Source organism: Vibrio sp. J383 (assembly GCF_023503985.1).
GTDB lineage: Bacteria > Pseudomonadota > Gammaproteobacteria > Enterobacterales > Vibrionaceae > Vibrio > Vibrio splendidus.
In genome coordinates, this window is the sequence record NZ_CP097293.1 from 3536215 (window position 1) to 3553997 (window position 17783).

Consider the following 17783-nt stretch of genomic DNA (forward strand, 5'->3'; position numbering starts at 1 on the left):
GAGATACGAGATACGAGATACGAGATACGAGATACGAGATACGAGATACGAGATACGAGATACGAGATATTTTTAAAAAATAGATCAGAGCAGGCAAGTAAAAATGCCAAACATCGTGGTGCAATTTTTCAATTCGATAGAAACAAAAAAAGCCGAGCTAATGCTCGGCTTTTTGTATTAAGAATCTAGTATAGATTACTCAGCAGCTTCTTCAGCAGCTGGGCGGTCTACAAGCTCAATGTAAGCCATTGGAGCTTTATCACCAGTACGGAAACCACATTTAAGAATGCGAGTGTAACCACCTTGGCGAGCCGCGAAACGCGGGCCTAGTTCATTAAATAGTTTTGCCACAACTTCGTTATCACGAGTGCGAGCAAATGCAAGACGACGGTTAGCAACACTGTCTGTCTTAGCTAGGGTAATCAATGGCTCAATTACGCGACGTAGTTCTTTTGCTTTAGGCACGGTAGTTTTAATAACTTCGTGACGAACAAGAGAGCTAGCCATGTTGCTGAACATCGCTTTGCGATGACTGCTGTTGCGGTTGAGTTGACGACCACTTTTACGATGGCGCATGACCTAATCCTTCTAACTTTTCGATTAATCTTCAGCGATTGACGCTGGTGGCCAGTTTTCTAGGCGCATGCCTAGAGAAAGACCACGTGAAGCAAGCACATCTTTAATCTCTGTAAGAGATTTCTTACCAAGGTTTGGCGTTTTAAGTAGCTCAACCTCAGTGCGCTGTACAAGATCACCGATGTAGTGAATCGCTTCTGCTTTCAAACAGTTAGCAGAGCGAACTGTTAGTTCAAGATCGTCTACAGGACGTAGTAGGATAGGATCGAATTCTGGCTTCTCTTCCTTCTCCTCAGGTACACGTACATCACGAAGATCTACGAACGCATCCAGTTGTTCAGCTAAAATAGTAGCTGCACGACGGATTGCTTCCTCAGGTTCTAGAGTACCGTTCGTTTCCATATCGATAACAAGCTTGTCTAAATCAGTACGTTGTTCTACACGTGCCGCTTCTACAGCATAGGCGATTTTATCAACCGGGCTGTAAGTAGCGTCAACTAATAGACGACCGATAGGACGCTCATCTTCTTCAGTATGGATACGAGCTGAAGCTGGAACGTAACCACGACCACGTTCTACTTTGATACGCATAGCGATCTCAGCATTGTCATCCGTTAGGTGACAAATTACGTGCTCAGGGTTAGCGATCTCTACATCACCATCGTGGGTGATGTCACCTGCAACAACAGGGCCTGAGCCTGATTTGTTCAGTGTAATAAACACTTCATCTTTGCCTTCAGCAACGCGTACAGCTAAACCTTTAAGGTTTAGAAGGATTTCCAGGATATCTTCCTGAACGCCTTCTTTAGTGCTGTATTCGTGTAGCACACCTTCAATTTCAACTTCTGTTACGGCACAACCCGGCATAGAAGATAGAAGAATGCGGCGAAGAGCATTACCTAGAGTGTGGCCGAAACCGCGCTCTAATGGCTCAAGAGTTACTTTCGCGTGTGTCGTATTGATCTGTTCAATGTCAACAAGACGCGGCTTAAGAAATTCTGTTACAGAACCCTGCATTGTGTCCTCTCTTTTTTTAACCTTACTTAGAGTAAAGTTCGACGATCAAGTGTTCATTGATGTCAGCTGATAGGTCAGAACGCTCAGGCATACGCTTGAATGTACCTTCCATTTTGCTAGCATCTACTTCAATCCAAGTTGGCTTTTCACGTTGTTCAGCAACTTCTAGAGCCGCTTTAATACGAGATTGCTGTTTAGCTTTCTCGCGGATAGAAACAACGTCGTTAGCCGCTACTTTGAAAGAAGGAACGTTTACAACTTTACCGTTAACTAGAACAGACTTGTGGCTAACTAGTTGACGAGATTCAGCACGAGTAGCGCCAAAGCCCATACGGTAAACTACGTTATCAAGACGACCTTCAAGAAGCTGAAGCAGGTTTGCACCTGTGTTGCCTTTAAGACGTGCAGCTTCTTTGTAGTAGTTGCGGAATTGTTTTTCTAGAACGCCGTAGATACGACGAACTTTTTGCTTCTCACGAAGCTGAACGCCATACTCAGATAGACGACCGCGACGAGCGCCGTGTACACCTGGTGCGTTATCAATTTTACACTTGGTATCGATCGCACGGACACCAGACTTAAGGAATAAGTCAGTACCTTCGCGACGGCTAAGCTTCAGCTTAGGACCCAAATATCTTGCCATGATCTTTCTCCAATATTCCTAGAAACGAAACTTAAACGCGACGTTTCTTAGGTGGACGACAACCGTTATGAGGGATTGGTGTCGCATCAACAATGTTAGTGATACGGAAACCAGCAGCGTTCAGTGCACGAACAGTAGATTCGCGACCTGGACCTGGACCCTTAACCATAACTTCCAAGTTCTTTAGGCCATATTCTTTAGCCATTTCACCACAACGCTCAGCTGCAACTTGTGCTGCGAACGGAGTAGATTTACGAGAACCACGGAAACCTGAACCACCTGCTGTAGCCCATGCAAGAGCGTTGCCTTGGCGGTCAGTGATAGTTACGATTGTGTTGTTGAAAGAAGCATGAATGTGCGCTACGCCATCAGCTACTTGCTTGCGTACGCGCTTACGCGCGCGAGTTGGTTGTTTTGCCATTGTACTCTACCTTATCCGACTATTTCTTGATCGGCTTGCGCGGACCCTTACGGGTGCGAGCGTTGGTTTTAGTACGCTGTCCACGTAGTGGTAGACTGCGACGATGACGAAGACCGCGGTAACAGCCAAGGTCCATAAGACGCTTGATGTTCATCGATACTTCACGACGTAGATCACCTTCTACAGTGTATTTAGCTACACCATCACGCAGTTGATCGATCTGCTCTTCAGTTAGTTCACTGATCTTAGCATCTTCAGCAATACCCACTTCAGCTAGAATAGCTTGAGAGCGAGTTTTACCAATACCGTAGATTGCAGTAAGTGCAATTACAGAATGCTTATGATCAGGAATGTTAATGCCGGCTATACGGGCCATTATTCACTCCTAAGGGGGTTCATAAAAGAATTATCCGCAGCAAAGCCCGTTATGGATACGCTGCGGCATACTACTTCTTTTGCACGCAAAAGGTAGGCCGAGGAATATACTCGACTCTACCTAGTATTTCAAGTAAAAATTTCTGCTGATTAGCCTTGGCGTTGCTTATGCTTTGGCTCACTGCAAATCACGCGAACGACACCGTTACGCTTGATAACTTTACAGTTACGGCAGATTTTTTTAACGGAAGCACGAACTTTCATTGCTAAACTCCGTAAATGGAATCGAAATAATTACTACCGAATTAACGGCCGTAACCTTTCAGATTCGCTTTCTTTAACACAGAATCATACTGTTGTGACATCAGATGAGTCTGTACCTGTGCCATGAAATCCATGATAACAACCACTACGATTAGTAGGGAAGTGCCGCCAAAGTAGAAACGAACGTTCCACGCGACCATCATGAACTCAGGAATCAGACATATAAAAGTAATGTATAGAGCGCCCGCAAGGGTTAGTCTAGTCATCACTTTATCGATATATTTCGCTGTCTGCTCACCTGGGCGGATACCGGGTACGAATGCACCAGACTTCTTCAAGTTATCAGCTGTTTCACGTGGGTTAAACACCAACGCTGTATAGAAGAAACAGAAGAAGATTATAGCTGCTGCATAAAGCATTACATACAACGGTTGACCTGGGCTAAGAGCTAATGACACGTCAGTTAACCAACCGAACGCGCTGCTTTCACCATTTTGACCAAACCACTGCGCTAATGTTCCTGGGAACAAAATAATACTTGATGCAAAAATCGCTGGTATAACACCTGCCATATTAATCTTAAGTGGCAAATGAGAACTTTGTGCTGCAAACACTTTACGACCTTGTTGACGCTTCGCATAGTTAACGACGATACGACGTTGACCACGCTCCATGAAAACCACGAAGTAAATTACAGCAAAAGACAATACCGCGATAAACAACAGAAGAAGCACATGCAATTCACCTTGACGCGCTTGCTCGATTGTTTGACCGATTGCAGAAGGCAATCCAGCAACAATACCTGCAAAAATCAGAATGGAAATACCATTACCGATTCCTCGCTCAGTGATTTGTTCACCTAACCACATCAAAAACATGGTACCAGTTACTAAACTCACGGTAGCAATAAGCGTAAACATGGTTTGGTTGATAACAACCAGATTGTCGACCATGTTTGGTAAGCCTGTTGCGATACCAATAGCTTGGAATGTTGCAAGTACAAGCGTGCCGTAGCGTGTATATTGGCTTATCTTACGACGGCCTGCTTCACCCTCTTTCTTGAGTTCCGCTAACGCTGGATGAACTACAGTTAGCAATTGGACTACGATCGATGCCGAAATGTACGGCATGATACCCAATGCTAATATAGATGCACGCTCAAGAGCACCACCGGAGAACATGTTAAACATTTCTACGATGGTACCTTTTTGCTGATCGAACAAATCGGCAAGTACAGCTGCGTCAATACCAGGGATCGGCACAAAAGAGCCGGCTCGGAATACTAAAAGTGCACCAATTACGAATAATAAGCGCGACTTTAGTTCACTTAAGCCGCTTTGAGCACTACGAAAATCTTTTCCTGGTTTCTTAGCCATCTGTACCTCGTTCCTCGAGATTATTCCTCGATTTTACCGCCTGCAGCTTCGATTGCAGCTTTAGCGCCTTTAGTCACGCGTAGACCTTTAACAGTCACAGCTTTGCTTAGGTCACCAGAAAGAACGATCTTAACAAACTCGATGTTCTTAGTGATAACGTTAGCAGCTTTAAGGCTGTTAAGATCAACTACGTCACCTGTTACTTTCGCTAGCTCAGCTAGACGAACTTCAGCAGACACTAGGCTCTTACGAGAAGTGAAACCGAATTTAGGTAGACGTTGTTTTAGAGGCATTTGACCGCCTTCAAAACCTGGACGAACAGAGCCGCCAGAACGTGACTTTTGACCTTTGTGACCGCGGCCACCTGTTTTACCAAGGCCAGAACCGATACCACGACCTACACGCTTCTTAGAAGGTTTAGAGCCAGCAGCCGGTGATAGAGTATTCAAACGCATTCTGATTACTCCTCAATCTTAACCATGTAGTAAACCTTGTTGATCATACCGCGTACGCACGGTGTATCTTCAAGTTCTACTGTATGGTTGATGCGACGAAGACCTAGACCTTTAAGACACGCTTTGTGCTTAGGTAGGCGACCAATTGAGCTTTTAGTTTGAGTTACTTTAATAGTTGCCATCGTGTTCTTACTCCGAAATAGATTCAACAGTTAGACCACGTTTAGCAGCAACCATTTCTGGTGACTTAACGTCTACTAGAGCACCAATCGTTGCGCGAACAACGTTGATTGGGTTCGTTGAACCGTATGCTTTAGAAAGTACGTTATGTACGCCTGCAACTTCAAGTACGGCACGCATTGCACCACCGGCAATAACACCTGTACCTTCAGCAGCTGGCTGCATGTAAACTTTAGAGCCCGAATGACGACCTTTCACCGGGTGGTGAAGAGTGCCTTCGTTAAGCGCAACAGTAACCATGTTACGACGCGCTTTTTCCATTGCTTTTTGAATCGCAGCAGGTACTTCACGAGCTTTGCCGTAACCGAAACCTACGCGACCATTACCGTCACCAACTACTGTTAGTGCAGTAAAGCTCATGATTCGACCACCTTTAACCGTCTTAGATACACGGTTAACAGCGATCAGCTTTTCTTGCAAATCATTAGCTTGTTGTTGTTCTTTAGCCATCTTCCAACCCTACCTTAGAATTTCAGACCAGCTTCGCGAGCAGAATCTGCTAGCGCCGCTACTCGACCGTGGTATTGGAAACCAGAACGATCAAATGCAACTGTAGCTACGCCTTTTTCAAGAGCGCGCTCAGCAACAGCTTTACCAACTGCTTTAGCTGCATCAACGTTACTAGTGTTCTTAACTTGCTCACGGATCGCTTTTTCTACAGTAGAAGCAGCTGCGATAACCTCAGAGCCGTTTGCCGAGATAACTTGAGCGTAAACATGGCGAGGAGTACGGTGTACTACCAAGCGAGTTGCGCCAAGTTCTGCAATCTTACGACGTGCACGTGTAGCACGACGGATGCGAGATGCTTTCTTATCCATAGTGATACCTTACTTCTTCTTAGCTTCTTTAGTACGCACATTTTCATCTGCGTAACGAACACCTTTACCTTTATAAGGTTCAGGAGCACGGTAAGAACGAATGTCAGCCGCAACTTGACCTACTACTTGCTTATCGCAACCAGTAATAATGATCTCAGTTTGGCTAGGGCACTCAGCTTTAATACCTTCAGGTAGAGCGTGCTCTACTGGGTGAGAAAAGCCTAGTGTTAGACCTACAGAGTTGCCTTTGATAGCAGCACGGTAACCAACACCTTTAAGAGTTAACTTCTTAACGAAGCCCTGAGTAACACCCACAACCATGTTATTAACTAGAGCGCGAGCTGTACCAGCCTGTGCCCATGCGTTAGTAACACCTTCTTTCGGACCGAAAGTTAGGTTGTTTTCTTCCTGTGCAATAACTACGGCGCTGTTAAGAACGCGAGTAAGCTCACCTTTGCTACCTTTTACAGTAACTTCTTGGCCGTTTAGTTTCACCTCTACGCCAGCTGGAATAGCGACAGGTGCTTTAGCAACACGAGACATAATCTACTCCTTAAGCTACGTAACAGATGATTTCACCGCCAAGACCTGCTTTGCGAGCAGCACGGTCAGACATCAGACCCTTGGAAGTAGAAACAACTGCAATACCAAGACCACCCATCACTGTAGGTAAAGAGTCTTTATTTTTATAAACTCTTAAACCAGGACGTGATACGCGCTTGATTTGCTCGATTACAGGTTTAGCTTGGAAGTACTTAAGAGTAACTTCTAGCTCAGGTTTTACTTCGCTGTCAACAGCGAAGTCTACGATGTAACCTTCAGCTTTAAGTAATGCAGCAATTGCAACTTTAAGCTTTGAAGAAGGCATTTTTACAGCAACTTTATTTGCTGCCTGACCGTTACGAACTCGGGTCAGCATATCCGAAATCGGATCTTGCATGCTCATAAGATTTACTCCAAATGATTAAGTGGCAATTACCAGCTAGCCTTACGAAGACCCGGAATCTCGCCTTTCATGCAAGCTTCACGAACCTTAATGCGGCTTAGACCGAATTTACGTAGGTAACCGTGTGGACGACCAGTTTGGTTGCAACGGTTGCGCTGACGTGATGCACTTGAATCACGTGGAAGAGATTGCAGTTTAAGAACCGCATTCCAACGATCTTCTTCAGATGCGTTTACATCGCTAATGATAACTTTTAGCGCAGAACGCTTTTCAGCGAACTTAACTACTAGTTTTGCACGTTTAGCTTCACGTGCTTTCATTGATTGTTTAGCCATAACAGTAACCCTACCCTTACTTACGGAATGGGAAGTTAAAGGCAGCCAGCAGAGCTCGGCCTTCCTCATCGGATCCCGCAGATGTCGTGATAGTAATATCAAGACCGCGGACGCGATCGACTTTATCGTAGTCGATTTCCGGAAAGATGATTTGCTCGCGAACGCCCATGCTGTAGTTACCGCGTCCGTCAAAAGACTTAGCGCTAACACCACGGAAATCACGTACACGTGGAAGTGCGATAGAGATTAAACGCTCTAAAAATTCCCACATGCGCTCACCACGCAAGGTTACTTTACAACCAATTGGGTAGCCTTCACGAATTTTGAAACCAGCTACAGATTTACGCGCTTTCGTGATAAGTGGCTTTTGACCAGAGATCGTTGCCATATCAGATGCTGCGTTTTCTAGCAGTTTCTTATCGTTGATTGCTTCACCAACGCCCATGTTTAGGGTGATTTTCTCAATCCTAGGGACTTGCATGACGCTTGTGTAGCTGAACTCTTTGGTAAGCTCAGCGACTACAGACGACTTGTAGTAATCATGCAGTTTCGCCATAGTAGAACTCCAAATTACTTCTAATTAGTTAGAAACAGTTTCGCCGTTAGATTTGAAGAAACGAACTTTCTTGCCATCTTCGATACGGAAACCGATACGGTCTGCTTTACCAGTAGCCGCGTTAAAGACTGCAACGTTAGAAGCATCAATAGCTGCTTCTTGTTCAACGATGCCACCTTGTTGACCTAGAGCCGGAACCGGCTTTTGGTGTTTTTTAACAAGATTGATGCCTTCAACAACAACTTTACCAGTTGTCAGAACCTTAGTTACTTTACCTTTCTTGCCTTTATCTTTACCAGCAAGAATGATTACTTCGTCATTACGACGGATTTTAGCTGCCATGTTGCCGCTCCTTACAGAACTTCAGGTGCAAGTGATACAATCTTCATGAATTTCGCGTTACGAAGTTCACGAGTCACAGGACCAAAGATACGTGTGCCGACTGGTTGCTCAGTAGTGTCATTTAACAATACACAAGCATTACTGTCGAAGCGAATGACAGAACCGTCTGGGCGACGAACGCCTTTACGGGTGCGCACTACTACCGCCTTCAGAACATCACCTTTCTTTACTTTACCGCGAGGAATCGCTTCCTTCACTGTAACCTTGATGACGTCACCGATATGTGCATAACGGCGGTGAGAGCCACCCAGAACCTTAATACACATTACCTTGCGCGCGCCAGAGTTATCTGCTGCGTCAAGTGTACTTTGCATCTGGATCATTGTTAGTGCTCCGCTAAATATTAAAACTAGACCCTCTCGGGTCGGGCTGCCTCTTTAAAAGGGACGCGAATTGTACCACCCTTTTTTTAAATTGGGTAGACAAAAAACAAGCGGCTCCAAAAAATAATTTGGAGCCGCTTATAAGTTATAGAATTACAAAGATTAAATCTTCGCTTTTTCTAGAACTTTAACCAATGTCCAAGACTTAGTCTTAGACAGAGGACGACACTCAGCGATTTCAACTTTGTCGCCTAGGCCACAAGTGTTGTCTTCGTCGTGTGCGTGTACTTTAGTCGTGCGTTTGATGAACTTACCGTAAATTGGGTGTTTTACAGTACGCTCAATAGCAACAACGATAGACTTGTCCATCTTGTCACTTACTACACGGCCTTGCTGGATGCGGTTAGTTTCGCTCATTATGCGCCTGCCTTTTCAGTCAAAACAGTTTTCACACGTGCGATGTCACGGCGTACAGCTTTTAGAGTATGAGTTTGCTGAAGTTGACCAGTTGCAGCTTGCATGCGCAAGTTGAACTGTTCACGTAGCAAATTCAATAGCTCAGCGTTAAGCTCTTCAACGTTCTTTTCGCGTAGATCTTGTGCTTTCATCACATCACCTGCTTAGTTACAAAAGTAGTTTTAACAGGCAGTTTACGCGCCGCTAGGCGGAACGCTTCACGTGCCAACTCTTCAGGTACGCCATTCATCTCGTACATAACTTTGCCTGGTTGGATTTGAGCAACCCAGTACGCAACTGAACCTTTACCTTTACCTTGACGAACTTCAAGAGGCTTTTCAGTAATTGGTTTGTCTGGGAAAACACGGATCCAGATTTGACCTTGACGCTTAATGTGACGTGTCATAGCACGACGTGCCGCTTCGATTTGACGTGCAGTCAGACGACCACGGCCAACAGCTTTAAGACCGAATTCGCCGAAGCTTACTTCAGTACCTTTAGCTAGACCACGGTTACGACCAGTCATAACCTTGCGGAACTTAGTACGTTTTGGTTGTAGCATCGTTCGACTCCTTACTTACGGCCTTTACGCTGCTTCTTAGGCTTATCGCCTTTTGGCTCTACTGCGTTAGCAGCTGGCATACCGCCTAGAATCTCACCTTTGAAGATCCAAACTTTAATGCCGATCACACCGTATTGAGTGTGAGCCGAAGAAGTTGCGTAATCAATGTCTGCACGTAGAGTGTGTAGAGGCACACGGCCTTCACGGTACCACTCTGAACGTGCGATTTCAGCACCGCCAAGACGGCCGCCTACTTGTACTTTGATGCCTTTAGCGCCTAGACGCATAGCATTTTGTACCGCACGCTTCATTGCACGACGGAACATAACACGACGCTCTAGTTGAGACGCGATGCTATCAGCTACAAGCTGACCATCTAGCTCAGGCTTACGTACTTCAGCGATGTTAATTTGCGCTGGTACACCTGCGATTTTAGCTACAGCTGCGCGTAGCTTCTCTACGTCTTCACCTTTCTTACCGATAACAACGCCAGGACGAGCTGTGTGAATAGTCACACGGATGCTCTTCGCTGGACGCTCGATAACGATACGAGATAATGATGCTTTTTGTAGTTCCTTGGTAAGGAACTGACGTACCTTGAAGTCGCCGTCTAGGTTGTCAGCGAATTCGTTGGTATTAGCAAACCATGTAGCATTCCAAGGCTTGACGATGCCAAGACGAATACCATTAGGATGTACTTTCTGACCCATTGCTTACTCTCCTAGTCTTTAGCGATCTGCTACAACAATAGTGATGTGGCTTGAACGCTTCAAGATACGATCCGCACGGCCTTTAGCACGAGGCATAATACGCTTCATGATAGGGCCCTCATCTACGAAGATTTTAGCGACATTTAGATCGTCGATATCTGCACCTTCGTTATGTTCCGCGTTAGCGATAGCTGACTCAAGAACTTTCTTAACTAAAACAGCAGCTTTTTTGTTGCTGAAAGTTAGAATTTCTAGAGCCTGGTCTACCGACTTACCGCGAATTTGGTCTGCAACTAAGCGAGCTTTCTGTGGAGAAATACGAGCAAAGTTATGTTTAGCTAAAGCTTCCATCATCTACTCCTTATTTCTTCTTAGCTTTCTTATCTGCAGCATGACCGCGATAAGTACGAGTTGGTGCAAATTCGCCTAGTTTGTGACCGATCATTTCTTCGGTAACGAAAACAGGGACGTGCTGACGACCATTATGGACAGCGATGGTCAAACCAATCATTGTTGGGATGATCATTGAGCGACGGGACCAAGTCTTAATAGGCTTTTTGTCTCCGCTTTCCACCGCTTTCTCTACCTTCTTCAGCAAGTGTAGGTCAATAAAAGGACCTTTCTTGAGAGAACGTGGCATGGCGATTCCTCTTTATAAATTATTTAGTGCGACGACGTACGATGTACTTGTCAGTGCGCTTATTCTTACGAGTCTTGAAGCCCTTAGTAGGAACGCCCCAAGGAGATACTGGGTGACGACCACCAGATGTGCGGCCTTCACCACCACCATGTGGGTGATCCACCGGGTTCATTACTACACCACGTACGGTTGGACGTACGCCGCGCCAGCGTGAAGCACCAGCTTTACCAAGTTCACGTAGCATATGCTCAGAGTTACCAACTTCACCGATCGTTGCACGACCTTCAGAAAGTACTTTGCGCATTTCACCAGAACGTAGACGGATAGTTACGTATGCACCATCGCGAGCGATGATTTGAGCATAAGCACCAGCCGAACGAGCTAGTTGTGCACCTTTACCAGGCTTAAGTTCAACACAGTGTACAGTAGAACCTACTGGGATGTTGCGCATCGGCAGAGTGTTACCTGCTTTGATTGCAGCATCTACGCCAGATTGAATCTGGTCGCCTGCGTTAACACCTTTAGGTGCAATGATGTAACGACGCTCACCGTCTGCGTACAGAACTAGAGCGATGTTAGCACTACGGTTTGGATCGTATTCTAGACGCTCAACTTTCGCTGGGATGCCATCTTTAGTACGTTTGAAGTCAATCAGACGGTAATGGTGTTTATGACCACCACCGATGTGACGTACTGTAATACGACCGTTGTTGTTACGACCACCGTTCTTAGAGTTTTTCTCTAAAAGTGGTGCGTATGGCTTACCCTTGTGCAGGTCAGCGTTAACAACTTTAACGACGTGACGACGACCAGGGGAAGTCGGCTTACATTTAACAATAGCCATTTTTACTACTCCTGTTATTCCGCGCCGCCAACGAAGTCAAGATCTTGACCTTCTTTCAAAGTAACGTAGGCTTTCTTAACGTCTGAACGACGGCCTTCACGCATACCTTGACGTTTGGTCTTACCCTTTAATACAAGAGTATTTACAGACTTAACTTCAACTTCAAATAGCTTTTCTACAGCTGCTTTGATCTCTTTCTTAGTTGCATCTTTAGCTACTTTGAAAACGATAGTGTTCGCTTTCTCAGCTGCCATAGTTGCTTTTTCAGAGATGTGCGGAGCACGTAGAACTTTTAAGATACGCTCTTCAGTGATCATGCTAGCATCTCCTCAACTTGCTTAACTGCGTCAGCAGTCATCAGAACCTTGTCGAAAGCGATTAGTGATACTGGATCAACACCAGCAACATCACGTGCATCTACTTTGTATAGGTTACGAGCAGCTAAGAATAGATTTTCATCTACTTCGCCAGTCACAATCAGAACGTCGTTTAGCTCAAGCTCTTTAAGCTTAGCTACAAGTTCTTTTGTTTTTGGTGCTTCTACAGAGAAGTTATCAACAACGATTAGACGCTCTTGACGAATCAACTCAGACAGAATGCTCTTCATAGCACCGCGGTACATTTTTTTGTTTACTTTTTGGCTGTGATCTTGTGGTTTCGCAGCAAAAGTAACACCACCTGTACGCCAGATTGGGCTACGAATTGTACCAGCACGTGCACGGCCAGTACCTTTTTGGCGCCATGGCTTAGCACCGCCGCCTGATACTTCAGAACGAGTCTTTTGAGCACGAGTACCTTGACGAGCACCTGCTGCATATGCAACAACTACTTGGTGTACTAGAGCTTCGTTAAAGTCACGTCCGAAAGTAGTCTCGGAAACAGTTAGTGCATCAGCACCTTTAACCATCAATTCCATTACTTACTCCTAGACGTTATGCTTTAACAGCAGGTTTTACGATCACGTTACCGCCTGTTGAGCCTGGTACTGCACCTTTAATAAGGAGTAGATTGCGCTCAGCGTCAACACGTACGATCTCTAGGTTTTGAGTCGTTACACGCTCAGCTCCCATGTGACCTGCCATTTTCTTGCCTTTAAACACGCGGCCTGGAGTTTGACATTGGCCAATTGAACCCGGTGCGCGGTGAGACAAAGAGTTACCGTGAGTCATATCTTGAGTAGAGAAATTCCAACGCTTGATAGCGCCTTGGAAGCCTTTACCTTTAGATGTACCAGTAACGTCTACTTTTTTAATTTCGTTGAAAAGTTCTACGTTTAGCTCAGCGCCAACTTCAAACTCTTCGCCGTTTTCTAAACGGAATTCCCAAAGACCGCGACCTGCTTCTACACCCGCTTTCGCGAAGTGACCAGCTTCAGGTTTAGTTACACGGTTAGCTTTCTTAGCACCAGTAGTTACTTGGATTGCTGCGTAGCCGTCTGTCTCAAGAGTTTTAACTTGAGAAATACGGTTCGCTTCAACCTCAACAACAGTTACTGGGATAGAAACGCCTTCTTCAGTAAATACGCGGGTCATACCCACTTTACGTCCGACTAGACCAATCATTATTCTTATCTCCCTTAACCTAGGCTGATTTGAACATCAACGCCAGCTGCAAGATCAAGACGCATTAGAGCATCAACAGTTTTATCTGTTGGCTCAACGATGTCGATCAAACGCTTGTGAGTACGAATTTCGTACTGGTCACGTGCATCTTTGTTGACGTGTGGAGAGGTAAGAACAGTGAAACGCTCTTTACGAGTAGGAAGTGGAATAGGACCACGAACCTGTGCGCCAGTACGTTTTGCTGTTTCAACGATTTCCGCAGTTGAAGCATCGATTAGCTTGTAATCAAACGCTTTAAGGCGGATACGAATACGTTGGTTCTGCATGAGACAGAGCTCCAATTATTAAAAATTACACAAACAATATCGCCACTCAAGCTCGAAAGAACGAGAGAATGCCGATTGATTTATGTGAAACCGTAGCATCCAAAATCAGGACGCATTGTCAGTTAACTTTTGAAGTAAACACGAAGTTTACTATTTTTATTAACCGCGAACATAAGCTGAGTATACATTACTAGGTAAGACCTACTCCTCAGTGCTCATTGGTTCACAAACCGGCGTTAGCCAGTGCGATGCATTATACAGATCACGTTTTAGTATGCAAGTAGTGTTGGGAAAATAATCGGAATATATTAAAAAGGAACTTGGGGAGGTATGGAGTATTGCGCGGTAAAGGAATGTTTCTCTATAAATAACAAAAGGGAAGCCGAAGCTTCCCTTTTCAGATGCGTGCTCTTCTAATGAAGAGTGAGCAAAAATCTAAATGCTATTAAGCGAAGATTTTAGCTACAACACCAGCACCAACTGTACGGCCACCTTCGCGGATTGCGAAACGTAGACCTTCGTCCATTGCGATTGGAGCGATTAGCTCAACAGTCATTTGAACGTTGTCACCTGGCATTACCATTTCTACGCCTTCTGGTAGAGTGATATCGCCTGTTACGTCAGTTGTACGGAAGTAGAACTGTGGACGGTAACCCTTGAAGAAAGGAGTGTGACGGCCGCCTTCGTCTTTAGAAAGTACGTATACTTCAGACTCAAACTTAGTGTGTGGGTTGATTGAACCTTTAGCAGAAAGTACTTGGCCACGTTCAACGTCATCACGCTTAGTACCACGTAGAAGTGCACCAACGTTCTCACCTGCACGACCTTCGTCAAGCAGTTTACGGAACATTTCAACACCAGTACAAGTAGTAAGAGTAGTTTCTTTGATACCAACGATTTCTACTTCGTCACCTACACGTAGGATACCGCGCTCGATACGACCAGTAACTACTGTACCACGACCTTGGATTGAGAATACATCTTCAATAGGAAGTAGGAACGGTAGATCAACAGCACGCTCTGGAAGTGGAATGTAAGAATCTAGTGCTTCTGCAAGCTCAACGATCTTGTCTTCCCACTGCTTTTCGCCGTTTAGAGCGCCAAGTGCAGAACCTTGAATTACTGGAAGGTCGTCTCCTGGGTACTCGTACTCAGAAAGAAGTTCACGTACTTCCATTTCTACTAGCTCAAGTAGCTCTTCGTCATCAACCATGTCACATTTGTTCATGAATACGATGATGTAAGGGATACCAACTTGACGACCAAGTAGGATGTGCTCACGTGTTTGTGGCATAGGGCCATCTGTAGCAGCAACAACTAGGATACCGCCGTCCATTTGAGCAGCACCAGTGATCATGTTTTTAACATAATCGGCGTGTCCAGGACAGTCTACGTGTGCGTAGTGACGTTCAGGAGTATCGTACTCAACGTGAGAAGTTGCGATTGTGATACCGCGCTCGCGCTCTTCTGGAGCGTTATCGATAGATGCGAAATCTTTAGCAACACCGCCGTACACTTTTGCAAGTGTAGTACAGATAGCAGCAGTTAGAGTTGTTTTACCGTGGTCAACGTGGCCGATAGTACCAACGTTTACGTGCGGTTTCGTACGTTCAAATTTTTCTTTAGACACAATCGTGTTCCTTCCTAGTTATGATTCGCCACGTTCATTATTGAGCGAGACGCGCCAGAAATTGCTATTTTATGCGCCAACTCTCGTTAGCGCAATATTTGGACGCATTGATCTTTCAAAAAATGAAAAAAATGCGTCCCTTTTGTTTAACCACGCTCTGCAATGATTGCTTTTGCAACATTGTTAGGCACTTCAGCGTACTCACTAAACTCCATAGAGTAAGAAGCACGGCCTTGTGTCGCAGAACGTAAATCAGTTGCGTAACCGAACATGACAGACAACGGAACTTGTGCACGAATTATCTTCAGGCCAGCTGTCCCCTCGTCCATACCTTCGATGATGCCGCGACGACGGTTAATATCGCCAACAACGTCACCCATCCAGTCTTCTGGAGTAGTTACTTCAACTTTCATCATAGGCTCAAGCAGAACCGGTTGCGCTTCAAGTGCACCCGATCTGAAAGCCATAGAGGCAGCGATTGTAAACGCCATCTCACTTGAATCTACTTCATGGTAAGAACCATCATATAGTGTAGCTTTGATATCCAAAACTGGATAGCCAGCAAGTACACCATTGTTCATCTGCTCTTCAACGCCTTTAGCGACTGAAGCGATAAACTCTTTAGGTACGATACCGTTGGCAATTTCATCAACGAAGACAAAGCCTTCGCCAGCTTCTGATGGTTCAAGTTTTAGCCACACGTGACCGTACTGACCTTTACCACCATGCTCACGGATAAATTTGCCTTCCGCTTTCGCAGTACCGCGAATCGTTTCACGATAAGCTACTTGCGGGTTACCAACGTTGCAGTTGACGTTAAATTCACGCTTCATACGGTCAACGATGATATCTAAGTGTAGTTCGCCCATACCAGAAATCAGTGTCTGGCCAGTTTCCGCATCCATATCAACGCGGAATGATGGGTCTTCTGCTGCTAGTTTACCTAGAGCGATAGTCATTTTATCTTGATCAGCTTGAGAGCGAGGCTCTACAACGATCTGAATAACTGGATCTGGGAACTCCATACGCTCAAGAACGATTTTATGGTTCTGATCACATAAAGTTTCACCAGTAGTAACATCTTTAAGGCCGATAATGGCTGCGATGTCACCTGCTCGTACTTCTTTTACTTCTTCACGTTTGTTTGAGTGCATTTGAACAATGCGCCCTAAACGTTCACGTTGTTTCTTCACAGAGTTGTAAGCTGTTTTACCGCTTTCAACAACTCCAGAGTAAACACGGATGAAAGTTAAAGTACCAACAAATGGGTCTGTTGCAATTTTAAATGCTAGCGCTGAGAACGGTTCTTTGTCGTCCGCGTGACGTTCAATTTCATTCTCGTCGTCATCAATACCTTTAATTGCCGGTACATCGACTGGAGAAGGAAGGAAGTCAACCACTGCATCTAGAACAGCTTGTACACCTTTGTTTTTGAATGCACTACCACAAGTGGCAAGTACGATTTCATTATTAAGGGTACGAATACGAAGACCTTGCTTGATTTCAGCTTCTGTTAATTCACCTTCTTCAAGGTACTTATCCATCAGCTCTTCATTTGCTTCTGCAGCAGCTTCAACAAGTTCGGTACGATATTCTTCAGCCATTTCTTGCATGTCTGCAGGAATATCTTCGTACGTGAAAGTCATGCCTTGGTCAGCTTCGTTCCAGTTGATTGCCTTCATCTTAAGAAGATCGACAACACCTTGGAAGTTTTCTTCAGCACCAATGTTCAGTTGAATTGGAACAGGGGTTGCGCCTAGGCGGTCCTTGATCTGTTCAACTACGCGCAAGAAATCTGCGCCTGTACGGTCCATTTTGTTAACGAAAACCATACGTGGAACTTGGTACTTATCAGCTTGACGCCATACTGTCTCTGACTGAGGTTCAACACCAGACGAGCCACAGAACACAACAACTGCACCATCAAGTACACGCAGAGAACGTTCTACTTCGATTGTGAAGTCAACGTGTCCAGGAGTGTCGATGATGTTGATACGGTGGTCCGAGAACTGAGCTTCCATGCCACGCCAAAACGTAGTGGTTGCTGCAGAAGTGATCGTAATACCGCGCTCTTGCTCTTGCTCCATCCAATCCATGGTTGCTGCACCATCGTGAACTTCGCCGATTTTGTGAGAAAGACCGGTATAGAACAGAATACGTTCACTTGTGGTTGTTTTACCTGCATCTACGTGAGCAACGATACCGATATTACGGTATTGCTCTATAGGAGTTTTACGAGCCACGGTTGAATCCTCTTATTAGAGACTTAGGGACTATTGCTATGTCTAGATTATGCGTTAAAAGCG

30 protein-coding genes are annotated in these 17783 nt (G+C 45.2%); all 30 read right to left on the reverse strand.

The window, feature by feature from the left end; all coding sequences use genetic code 11:
• Nucleotides 1–195: 195 nt before the first annotated feature.
• The gene (rplQ, locus tag M4S28_RS15960) at nt 196–576 is read right to left on the reverse strand and encodes a 50S ribosomal protein L17 (protein ID WP_004729812.1); all 381 of its coding nucleotides are present in this window, start codon (nt 574–576) and stop codon (nt 196–198) included.
• Nucleotides 577–600: 24 nt separating this feature from the next.
• Nucleotides 601–1593 (reverse strand): DNA-directed RNA polymerase subunit alpha, encoded by a 993-nt coding sequence (locus M4S28_RS15965; RefSeq protein ID WP_004729813.1) that lies wholly within the window; start codon nt 1591–1593, stop codon nt 601–603.
• A 22-nt stretch (nt 1594–1615) separates the two neighbouring features.
• Nucleotides 1616–2236 carry a 30S ribosomal protein S4 gene (rpsD, locus tag M4S28_RS15970; RefSeq protein ID WP_004729814.1) on the reverse strand — a complete coding sequence of 207 codons (621 nt, stop codon included), beginning with the start codon at nt 2234–2236 and terminating at the stop codon, nt 1616–1618.
• A 31-nt stretch (nt 2237–2267) separates the two neighbouring features.
• Nucleotides 2268–2657 (reverse strand): 30S ribosomal protein S11, encoded by a 390-nt coding sequence (rpsK, locus tag M4S28_RS15975; RefSeq protein ID WP_004738778.1) that lies wholly within the window; start codon nt 2655–2657, stop codon nt 2268–2270.
• 19 nt (nt 2658–2676) lie between these two features.
• A complete protein-coding gene (gene rpsM, locus M4S28_RS15980; RefSeq protein ID WP_004738779.1) occupies nt 2677–3033 on the reverse strand; it encodes a 30S ribosomal protein S13 in 357 nt (118 codons plus the stop codon).
• Between the two features lie 149 nt (nt 3034–3182).
• The gene (gene rpmJ / locus M4S28_RS15985) at nt 3183–3296 is read right to left on the reverse strand and encodes a 50S ribosomal protein L36 (protein ID WP_000868186.1); all 114 of its coding nucleotides are present in this window, start codon (nt 3294–3296) and stop codon (nt 3183–3185) included.
• 41 nt (nt 3297–3337) lie between these two features.
• Nucleotides 3338–4672, reverse strand: a complete 1335-nt coding sequence (secY, locus tag M4S28_RS15990; RefSeq protein WP_004736759.1) for a preprotein translocase subunit SecY — start codon at nt 4670–4672, stop codon at nt 3338–3340.
• Nucleotides 4673–4692: 20 nt separating this feature from the next.
• Nucleotides 4693–5127, reverse strand: a complete 435-nt coding sequence (gene rplO / locus M4S28_RS15995; RefSeq protein WP_004736758.1) for a 50S ribosomal protein L15 — start codon at nt 5125–5127, stop codon at nt 4693–4695.
• Nucleotides 5128–5132: 5 nt separating this feature from the next.
• On the reverse strand, nt 5133–5309 hold the full coding sequence (gene rpmD / locus M4S28_RS16000; RefSeq protein WP_004736756.1) for a 50S ribosomal protein L30: 177 nt from the start codon (nt 5307–5309) through the stop codon (nt 5133–5135).
• Nucleotides 5310–5316: 7 nt separating this feature from the next.
• Nucleotides 5317–5817, reverse strand: coding sequence for a 30S ribosomal protein S5 (rpsE, locus tag M4S28_RS16005; protein WP_004736754.1), 501 nt, complete (start codon nt 5815–5817; stop codon nt 5317–5319).
• 14 nt (nt 5818–5831) lie between these two features.
• The gene (gene rplR, locus M4S28_RS16010; RefSeq protein WP_004736752.1) at nt 5832–6185 is read right to left on the reverse strand and encodes a 50S ribosomal protein L18; all 354 of its coding nucleotides are present in this window, start codon (nt 6183–6185) and stop codon (nt 5832–5834) included.
• A gap of 9 nt (nt 6186–6194) precedes the next feature.
• Nucleotides 6195–6728, reverse strand: a complete 534-nt coding sequence (gene rplF, locus M4S28_RS16015; protein WP_004736750.1) for a 50S ribosomal protein L6 — start codon at nt 6726–6728, stop codon at nt 6195–6197.
• A gap of 10 nt (nt 6729–6738) precedes the next feature.
• On the reverse strand, nt 6739–7131 hold the full coding sequence (rpsH, locus tag M4S28_RS16020) for a 30S ribosomal protein S8 (RefSeq protein ID WP_004736749.1): 393 nt from the start codon (nt 7129–7131) through the stop codon (nt 6739–6741).
• Between the two features lie 29 nt (nt 7132–7160).
• Nucleotides 7161–7466 carry a 30S ribosomal protein S14 gene (gene rpsN, locus M4S28_RS16025; RefSeq protein WP_004736747.1) on the reverse strand — a complete coding sequence of 102 codons (306 nt, stop codon included), beginning with the start codon at nt 7464–7466 and terminating at the stop codon, nt 7161–7163.
• 16 nt (nt 7467–7482) lie between these two features.
• Nucleotides 7483–8022 (reverse strand): 50S ribosomal protein L5, encoded by a 540-nt coding sequence (rplE, locus tag M4S28_RS16030; protein WP_004736744.1) that lies wholly within the window; start codon nt 8020–8022, stop codon nt 7483–7485.
• 24 nt (nt 8023–8046) lie between these two features.
• Nucleotides 8047–8364 (reverse strand): 50S ribosomal protein L24, encoded by a 318-nt coding sequence (gene rplX, locus M4S28_RS16035; protein ID WP_004736742.1) that lies wholly within the window; start codon nt 8362–8364, stop codon nt 8047–8049.
• 11 nt (nt 8365–8375) lie between these two features.
• Nucleotides 8376–8747: a 50S ribosomal protein L14 gene (gene rplN, locus M4S28_RS16040; RefSeq protein WP_004736740.1), complete on the reverse strand. Its 372-nt coding sequence runs from the start codon at nt 8745–8747 to the stop codon at nt 8376–8378.
• A 162-nt stretch (nt 8748–8909) separates the two neighbouring features.
• Nucleotides 8910–9164 (reverse strand): 30S ribosomal protein S17, encoded by a 255-nt coding sequence (gene rpsQ / locus M4S28_RS16045; RefSeq protein WP_004736739.1) that lies wholly within the window; start codon nt 9162–9164, stop codon nt 8910–8912.
• A complete protein-coding gene (rpmC, locus tag M4S28_RS16050) occupies nt 9164–9355 on the reverse strand; it encodes a 50S ribosomal protein L29 (RefSeq protein ID WP_004736737.1) in 192 nt (63 codons plus the stop codon). The genes rpsQ and rpmC overlap by 1 nt, the downstream gene beginning before the upstream one ends.
• A complete protein-coding gene (rplP, locus tag M4S28_RS16055; RefSeq protein WP_004736736.1) occupies nt 9355–9765 on the reverse strand; it encodes a 50S ribosomal protein L16 in 411 nt (136 codons plus the stop codon). Before rplP ends, rpmC begins: the two co-directional genes overlap by 1 nt.
• 11 nt (nt 9766–9776) lie before the next feature.
• Nucleotides 9777–10475 (reverse strand): 30S ribosomal protein S3, encoded by a 699-nt coding sequence (gene rpsC / locus M4S28_RS16060; protein ID WP_004736734.1) that lies wholly within the window; start codon nt 10473–10475, stop codon nt 9777–9779.
• Between the two features lie 18 nt (nt 10476–10493).
• Nucleotides 10494–10826, reverse strand: a complete 333-nt coding sequence (rplV, locus tag M4S28_RS16065; protein ID WP_004736732.1) for a 50S ribosomal protein L22 — start codon at nt 10824–10826, stop codon at nt 10494–10496.
• Between the two features lie 10 nt (nt 10827–10836).
• A complete protein-coding gene (gene rpsS, locus M4S28_RS16070; RefSeq protein ID WP_004736729.1) occupies nt 10837–11115 on the reverse strand; it encodes a 30S ribosomal protein S19 in 279 nt (92 codons plus the stop codon).
• A 19-nt stretch (nt 11116–11134) separates the two neighbouring features.
• Nucleotides 11135–11959 (reverse strand): 50S ribosomal protein L2, encoded by an 825-nt coding sequence (gene rplB / locus M4S28_RS16075; RefSeq protein ID WP_017076297.1) that lies wholly within the window; start codon nt 11957–11959, stop codon nt 11135–11137.
• A 14-nt stretch (nt 11960–11973) separates the two neighbouring features.
• Nucleotides 11974–12276 (reverse strand): 50S ribosomal protein L23, encoded by a 303-nt coding sequence (gene rplW / locus M4S28_RS16080; protein ID WP_004736765.1) that lies wholly within the window; start codon nt 12274–12276, stop codon nt 11974–11976.
• Nucleotides 12273–12875, reverse strand: a complete 603-nt coding sequence (gene rplD, locus M4S28_RS16085; protein WP_004736764.1) for a 50S ribosomal protein L4 — start codon at nt 12873–12875, stop codon at nt 12273–12275. The genes rplW and rplD overlap by 4 nt, the downstream gene beginning before the upstream one ends.
• A 16-nt stretch (nt 12876–12891) precedes the next feature.
• The gene (gene rplC, locus M4S28_RS16090; protein ID WP_004736763.1) at nt 12892–13521 is read right to left on the reverse strand and encodes a 50S ribosomal protein L3; all 630 of its coding nucleotides are present in this window, start codon (nt 13519–13521) and stop codon (nt 12892–12894) included.
• 14 nt (nt 13522–13535) lie between these two features.
• A complete protein-coding gene (rpsJ, locus tag M4S28_RS16095) occupies nt 13536–13847 on the reverse strand; it encodes a 30S ribosomal protein S10 (protein ID WP_004736761.1) in 312 nt (103 codons plus the stop codon).
• A gap of 445 nt (nt 13848–14292) precedes the next feature.
• Complete coding sequence (gene tuf / locus M4S28_RS16100) at nt 14293–15477, reverse strand: elongation factor Tu (RefSeq protein ID WP_012604914.1); 1185 nt, start codon at nt 15475–15477, stop codon at nt 14293–14295.
• A 146-nt stretch (nt 15478–15623) separates the two neighbouring features.
• Nucleotides 15624–17720: an elongation factor G gene (gene fusA, locus M4S28_RS16105; RefSeq protein WP_017083778.1), complete on the reverse strand. Its 2097-nt coding sequence runs from the start codon at nt 17718–17720 to the stop codon at nt 15624–15626.
• Nucleotides 17721–17783 lie beyond the last annotated feature (63 nt).

What these genes read in the sequence shown, in the direction of transcription:
- rplQ (WP_004729812.1), bottom strand. Translation starts at nt 576, where the DNA reads ATGCGCCATCGTAAAAGTGGTCGTCAACTCAACCGCAACAGCAGTCAT.
- M4S28_RS15965 (WP_004729813.1), bottom strand. Translation starts at nt 1,593, where the DNA reads ATGCAGGGTTCTGTAACAGAATTTCTTAAGCCGCGTCTTGTTGACATT.
- rpsD (WP_004729814.1), bottom strand. Translation starts at nt 2,236, where the DNA reads ATGGCAAGATATTTGGGTCCTAAGCTGAAGCTTAGCCGTCGCGAAGGT.
- rpsK (WP_004738778.1), bottom strand. Translation starts at nt 2,657, where the DNA reads ATGGCAAAACAACCAACTCGCGCGCGTAAGCGCGTACGCAAGCAAGTA.
- rpsM (WP_004738779.1), bottom strand. Translation starts at nt 3,033, where the DNA reads ATGGCCCGTATAGCCGGCATTAACATTCCTGATCATAAGCATTCTGTA.
- rpmJ (WP_000868186.1), bottom strand. Translation starts at nt 3,296, where the DNA reads ATGAAAGTTCGTGCTTCCGTTAAAAAAATCTGCCGTAACTGTAAAGTT.
- secY (WP_004736759.1), bottom strand. Translation starts at nt 4,672, where the DNA reads ATGGCTAAGAAACCAGGAAAAGATTTTCGTAGTGCTCAAAGCGGCTTA.
- rplO (WP_004736758.1), bottom strand. Translation starts at nt 5,127, where the DNA reads ATGCGTTTGAATACTCTATCACCGGCTGCTGGCTCTAAACCTTCTAAG.
- rpmD (WP_004736756.1), bottom strand. Translation starts at nt 5,309, where the DNA reads ATGGCAACTATTAAAGTAACTCAAACTAAAAGCTCAATTGGTCGCCTA.
- rpsE (WP_004736754.1), bottom strand. Translation starts at nt 5,817, where the DNA reads ATGGCTAAAGAACAACAACAAGCTAATGATTTGCAAGAAAAGCTGATC.
- rplR (WP_004736752.1), bottom strand. Translation starts at nt 6,185, where the DNA reads ATGGATAAGAAAGCATCTCGCATCCGTCGTGCTACACGTGCACGTCGT.
- rplF (WP_004736750.1), bottom strand. Translation starts at nt 6,728, where the DNA reads ATGTCTCGTGTTGCTAAAGCACCTGTCGCTATTCCAGCTGGCGTAGAG.
- rpsH (WP_004736749.1), bottom strand. Translation starts at nt 7,131, where the DNA reads ATGAGCATGCAAGATCCGATTTCGGATATGCTGACCCGAGTTCGTAAC.
- rpsN (WP_004736747.1), bottom strand. Translation starts at nt 7,466, where the DNA reads ATGGCTAAACAATCAATGAAAGCACGTGAAGCTAAACGTGCAAAACTA.
- rplE (WP_004736744.1), bottom strand. Translation starts at nt 8,022, where the DNA reads ATGGCGAAACTGCATGATTACTACAAGTCGTCTGTAGTCGCTGAGCTT.
- rplX (WP_004736742.1), bottom strand. Translation starts at nt 8,364, where the DNA reads ATGGCAGCTAAAATCCGTCGTAATGACGAAGTAATCATTCTTGCTGGT.
- rplN (WP_004736740.1), bottom strand. Translation starts at nt 8,747, where the DNA reads ATGATCCAGATGCAAAGTACACTTGACGCAGCAGATAACTCTGGCGCG.
- rpsQ (WP_004736739.1), bottom strand. Translation starts at nt 9,164, where the DNA reads ATGAGCGAAACTAACCGCATCCAGCAAGGCCGTGTAGTAAGTGACAAG.
- rpmC (WP_004736737.1), bottom strand. Translation starts at nt 9,355, where the DNA reads ATGAAAGCACAAGATCTACGCGAAAAGAACGTTGAAGAGCTTAACGCT.
- rplP (WP_004736736.1), bottom strand. Translation starts at nt 9,765, where the DNA reads ATGCTACAACCAAAACGTACTAAGTTCCGCAAGGTTATGACTGGTCGT.
- rpsC (WP_004736734.1), bottom strand. Translation starts at nt 10,475, where the DNA reads ATGGGTCAGAAAGTACATCCTAATGGTATTCGTCTTGGCATCGTCAAG.
- rplV (WP_004736732.1), bottom strand. Translation starts at nt 10,826, where the DNA reads ATGGAAGCTTTAGCTAAACATAACTTTGCTCGTATTTCTCCACAGAAA.
- rpsS (WP_004736729.1), bottom strand. Translation starts at nt 11,115, where the DNA reads ATGCCACGTTCTCTCAAGAAAGGTCCTTTTATTGACCTACACTTGCTG.
- rplB (WP_017076297.1), bottom strand. Translation starts at nt 11,959, where the DNA reads ATGGCTATTGTTAAATGTAAGCCGACTTCCCCTGGTCGTCGTCACGTC.
- rplW (WP_004736765.1), bottom strand. Translation starts at nt 12,276, where the DNA reads ATGATCACTGAAGAGCGTATCTTAAAAGTTCTACGTGCTCCGCACATC.
- rplD (WP_004736764.1), bottom strand. Translation starts at nt 12,875, where the DNA reads ATGGAATTGATGGTTAAAGGTGCTGATGCACTAACTGTTTCCGAGACT.
- rplC (WP_004736763.1), bottom strand. Translation starts at nt 13,521, where the DNA reads ATGATTGGTCTAGTCGGACGTAAAGTGGGTATGACCCGCGTATTTACT.
- rpsJ (WP_004736761.1), bottom strand. Translation starts at nt 13,847, where the DNA reads ATGCAGAACCAACGTATTCGTATCCGCCTTAAAGCGTTTGATTACAAG.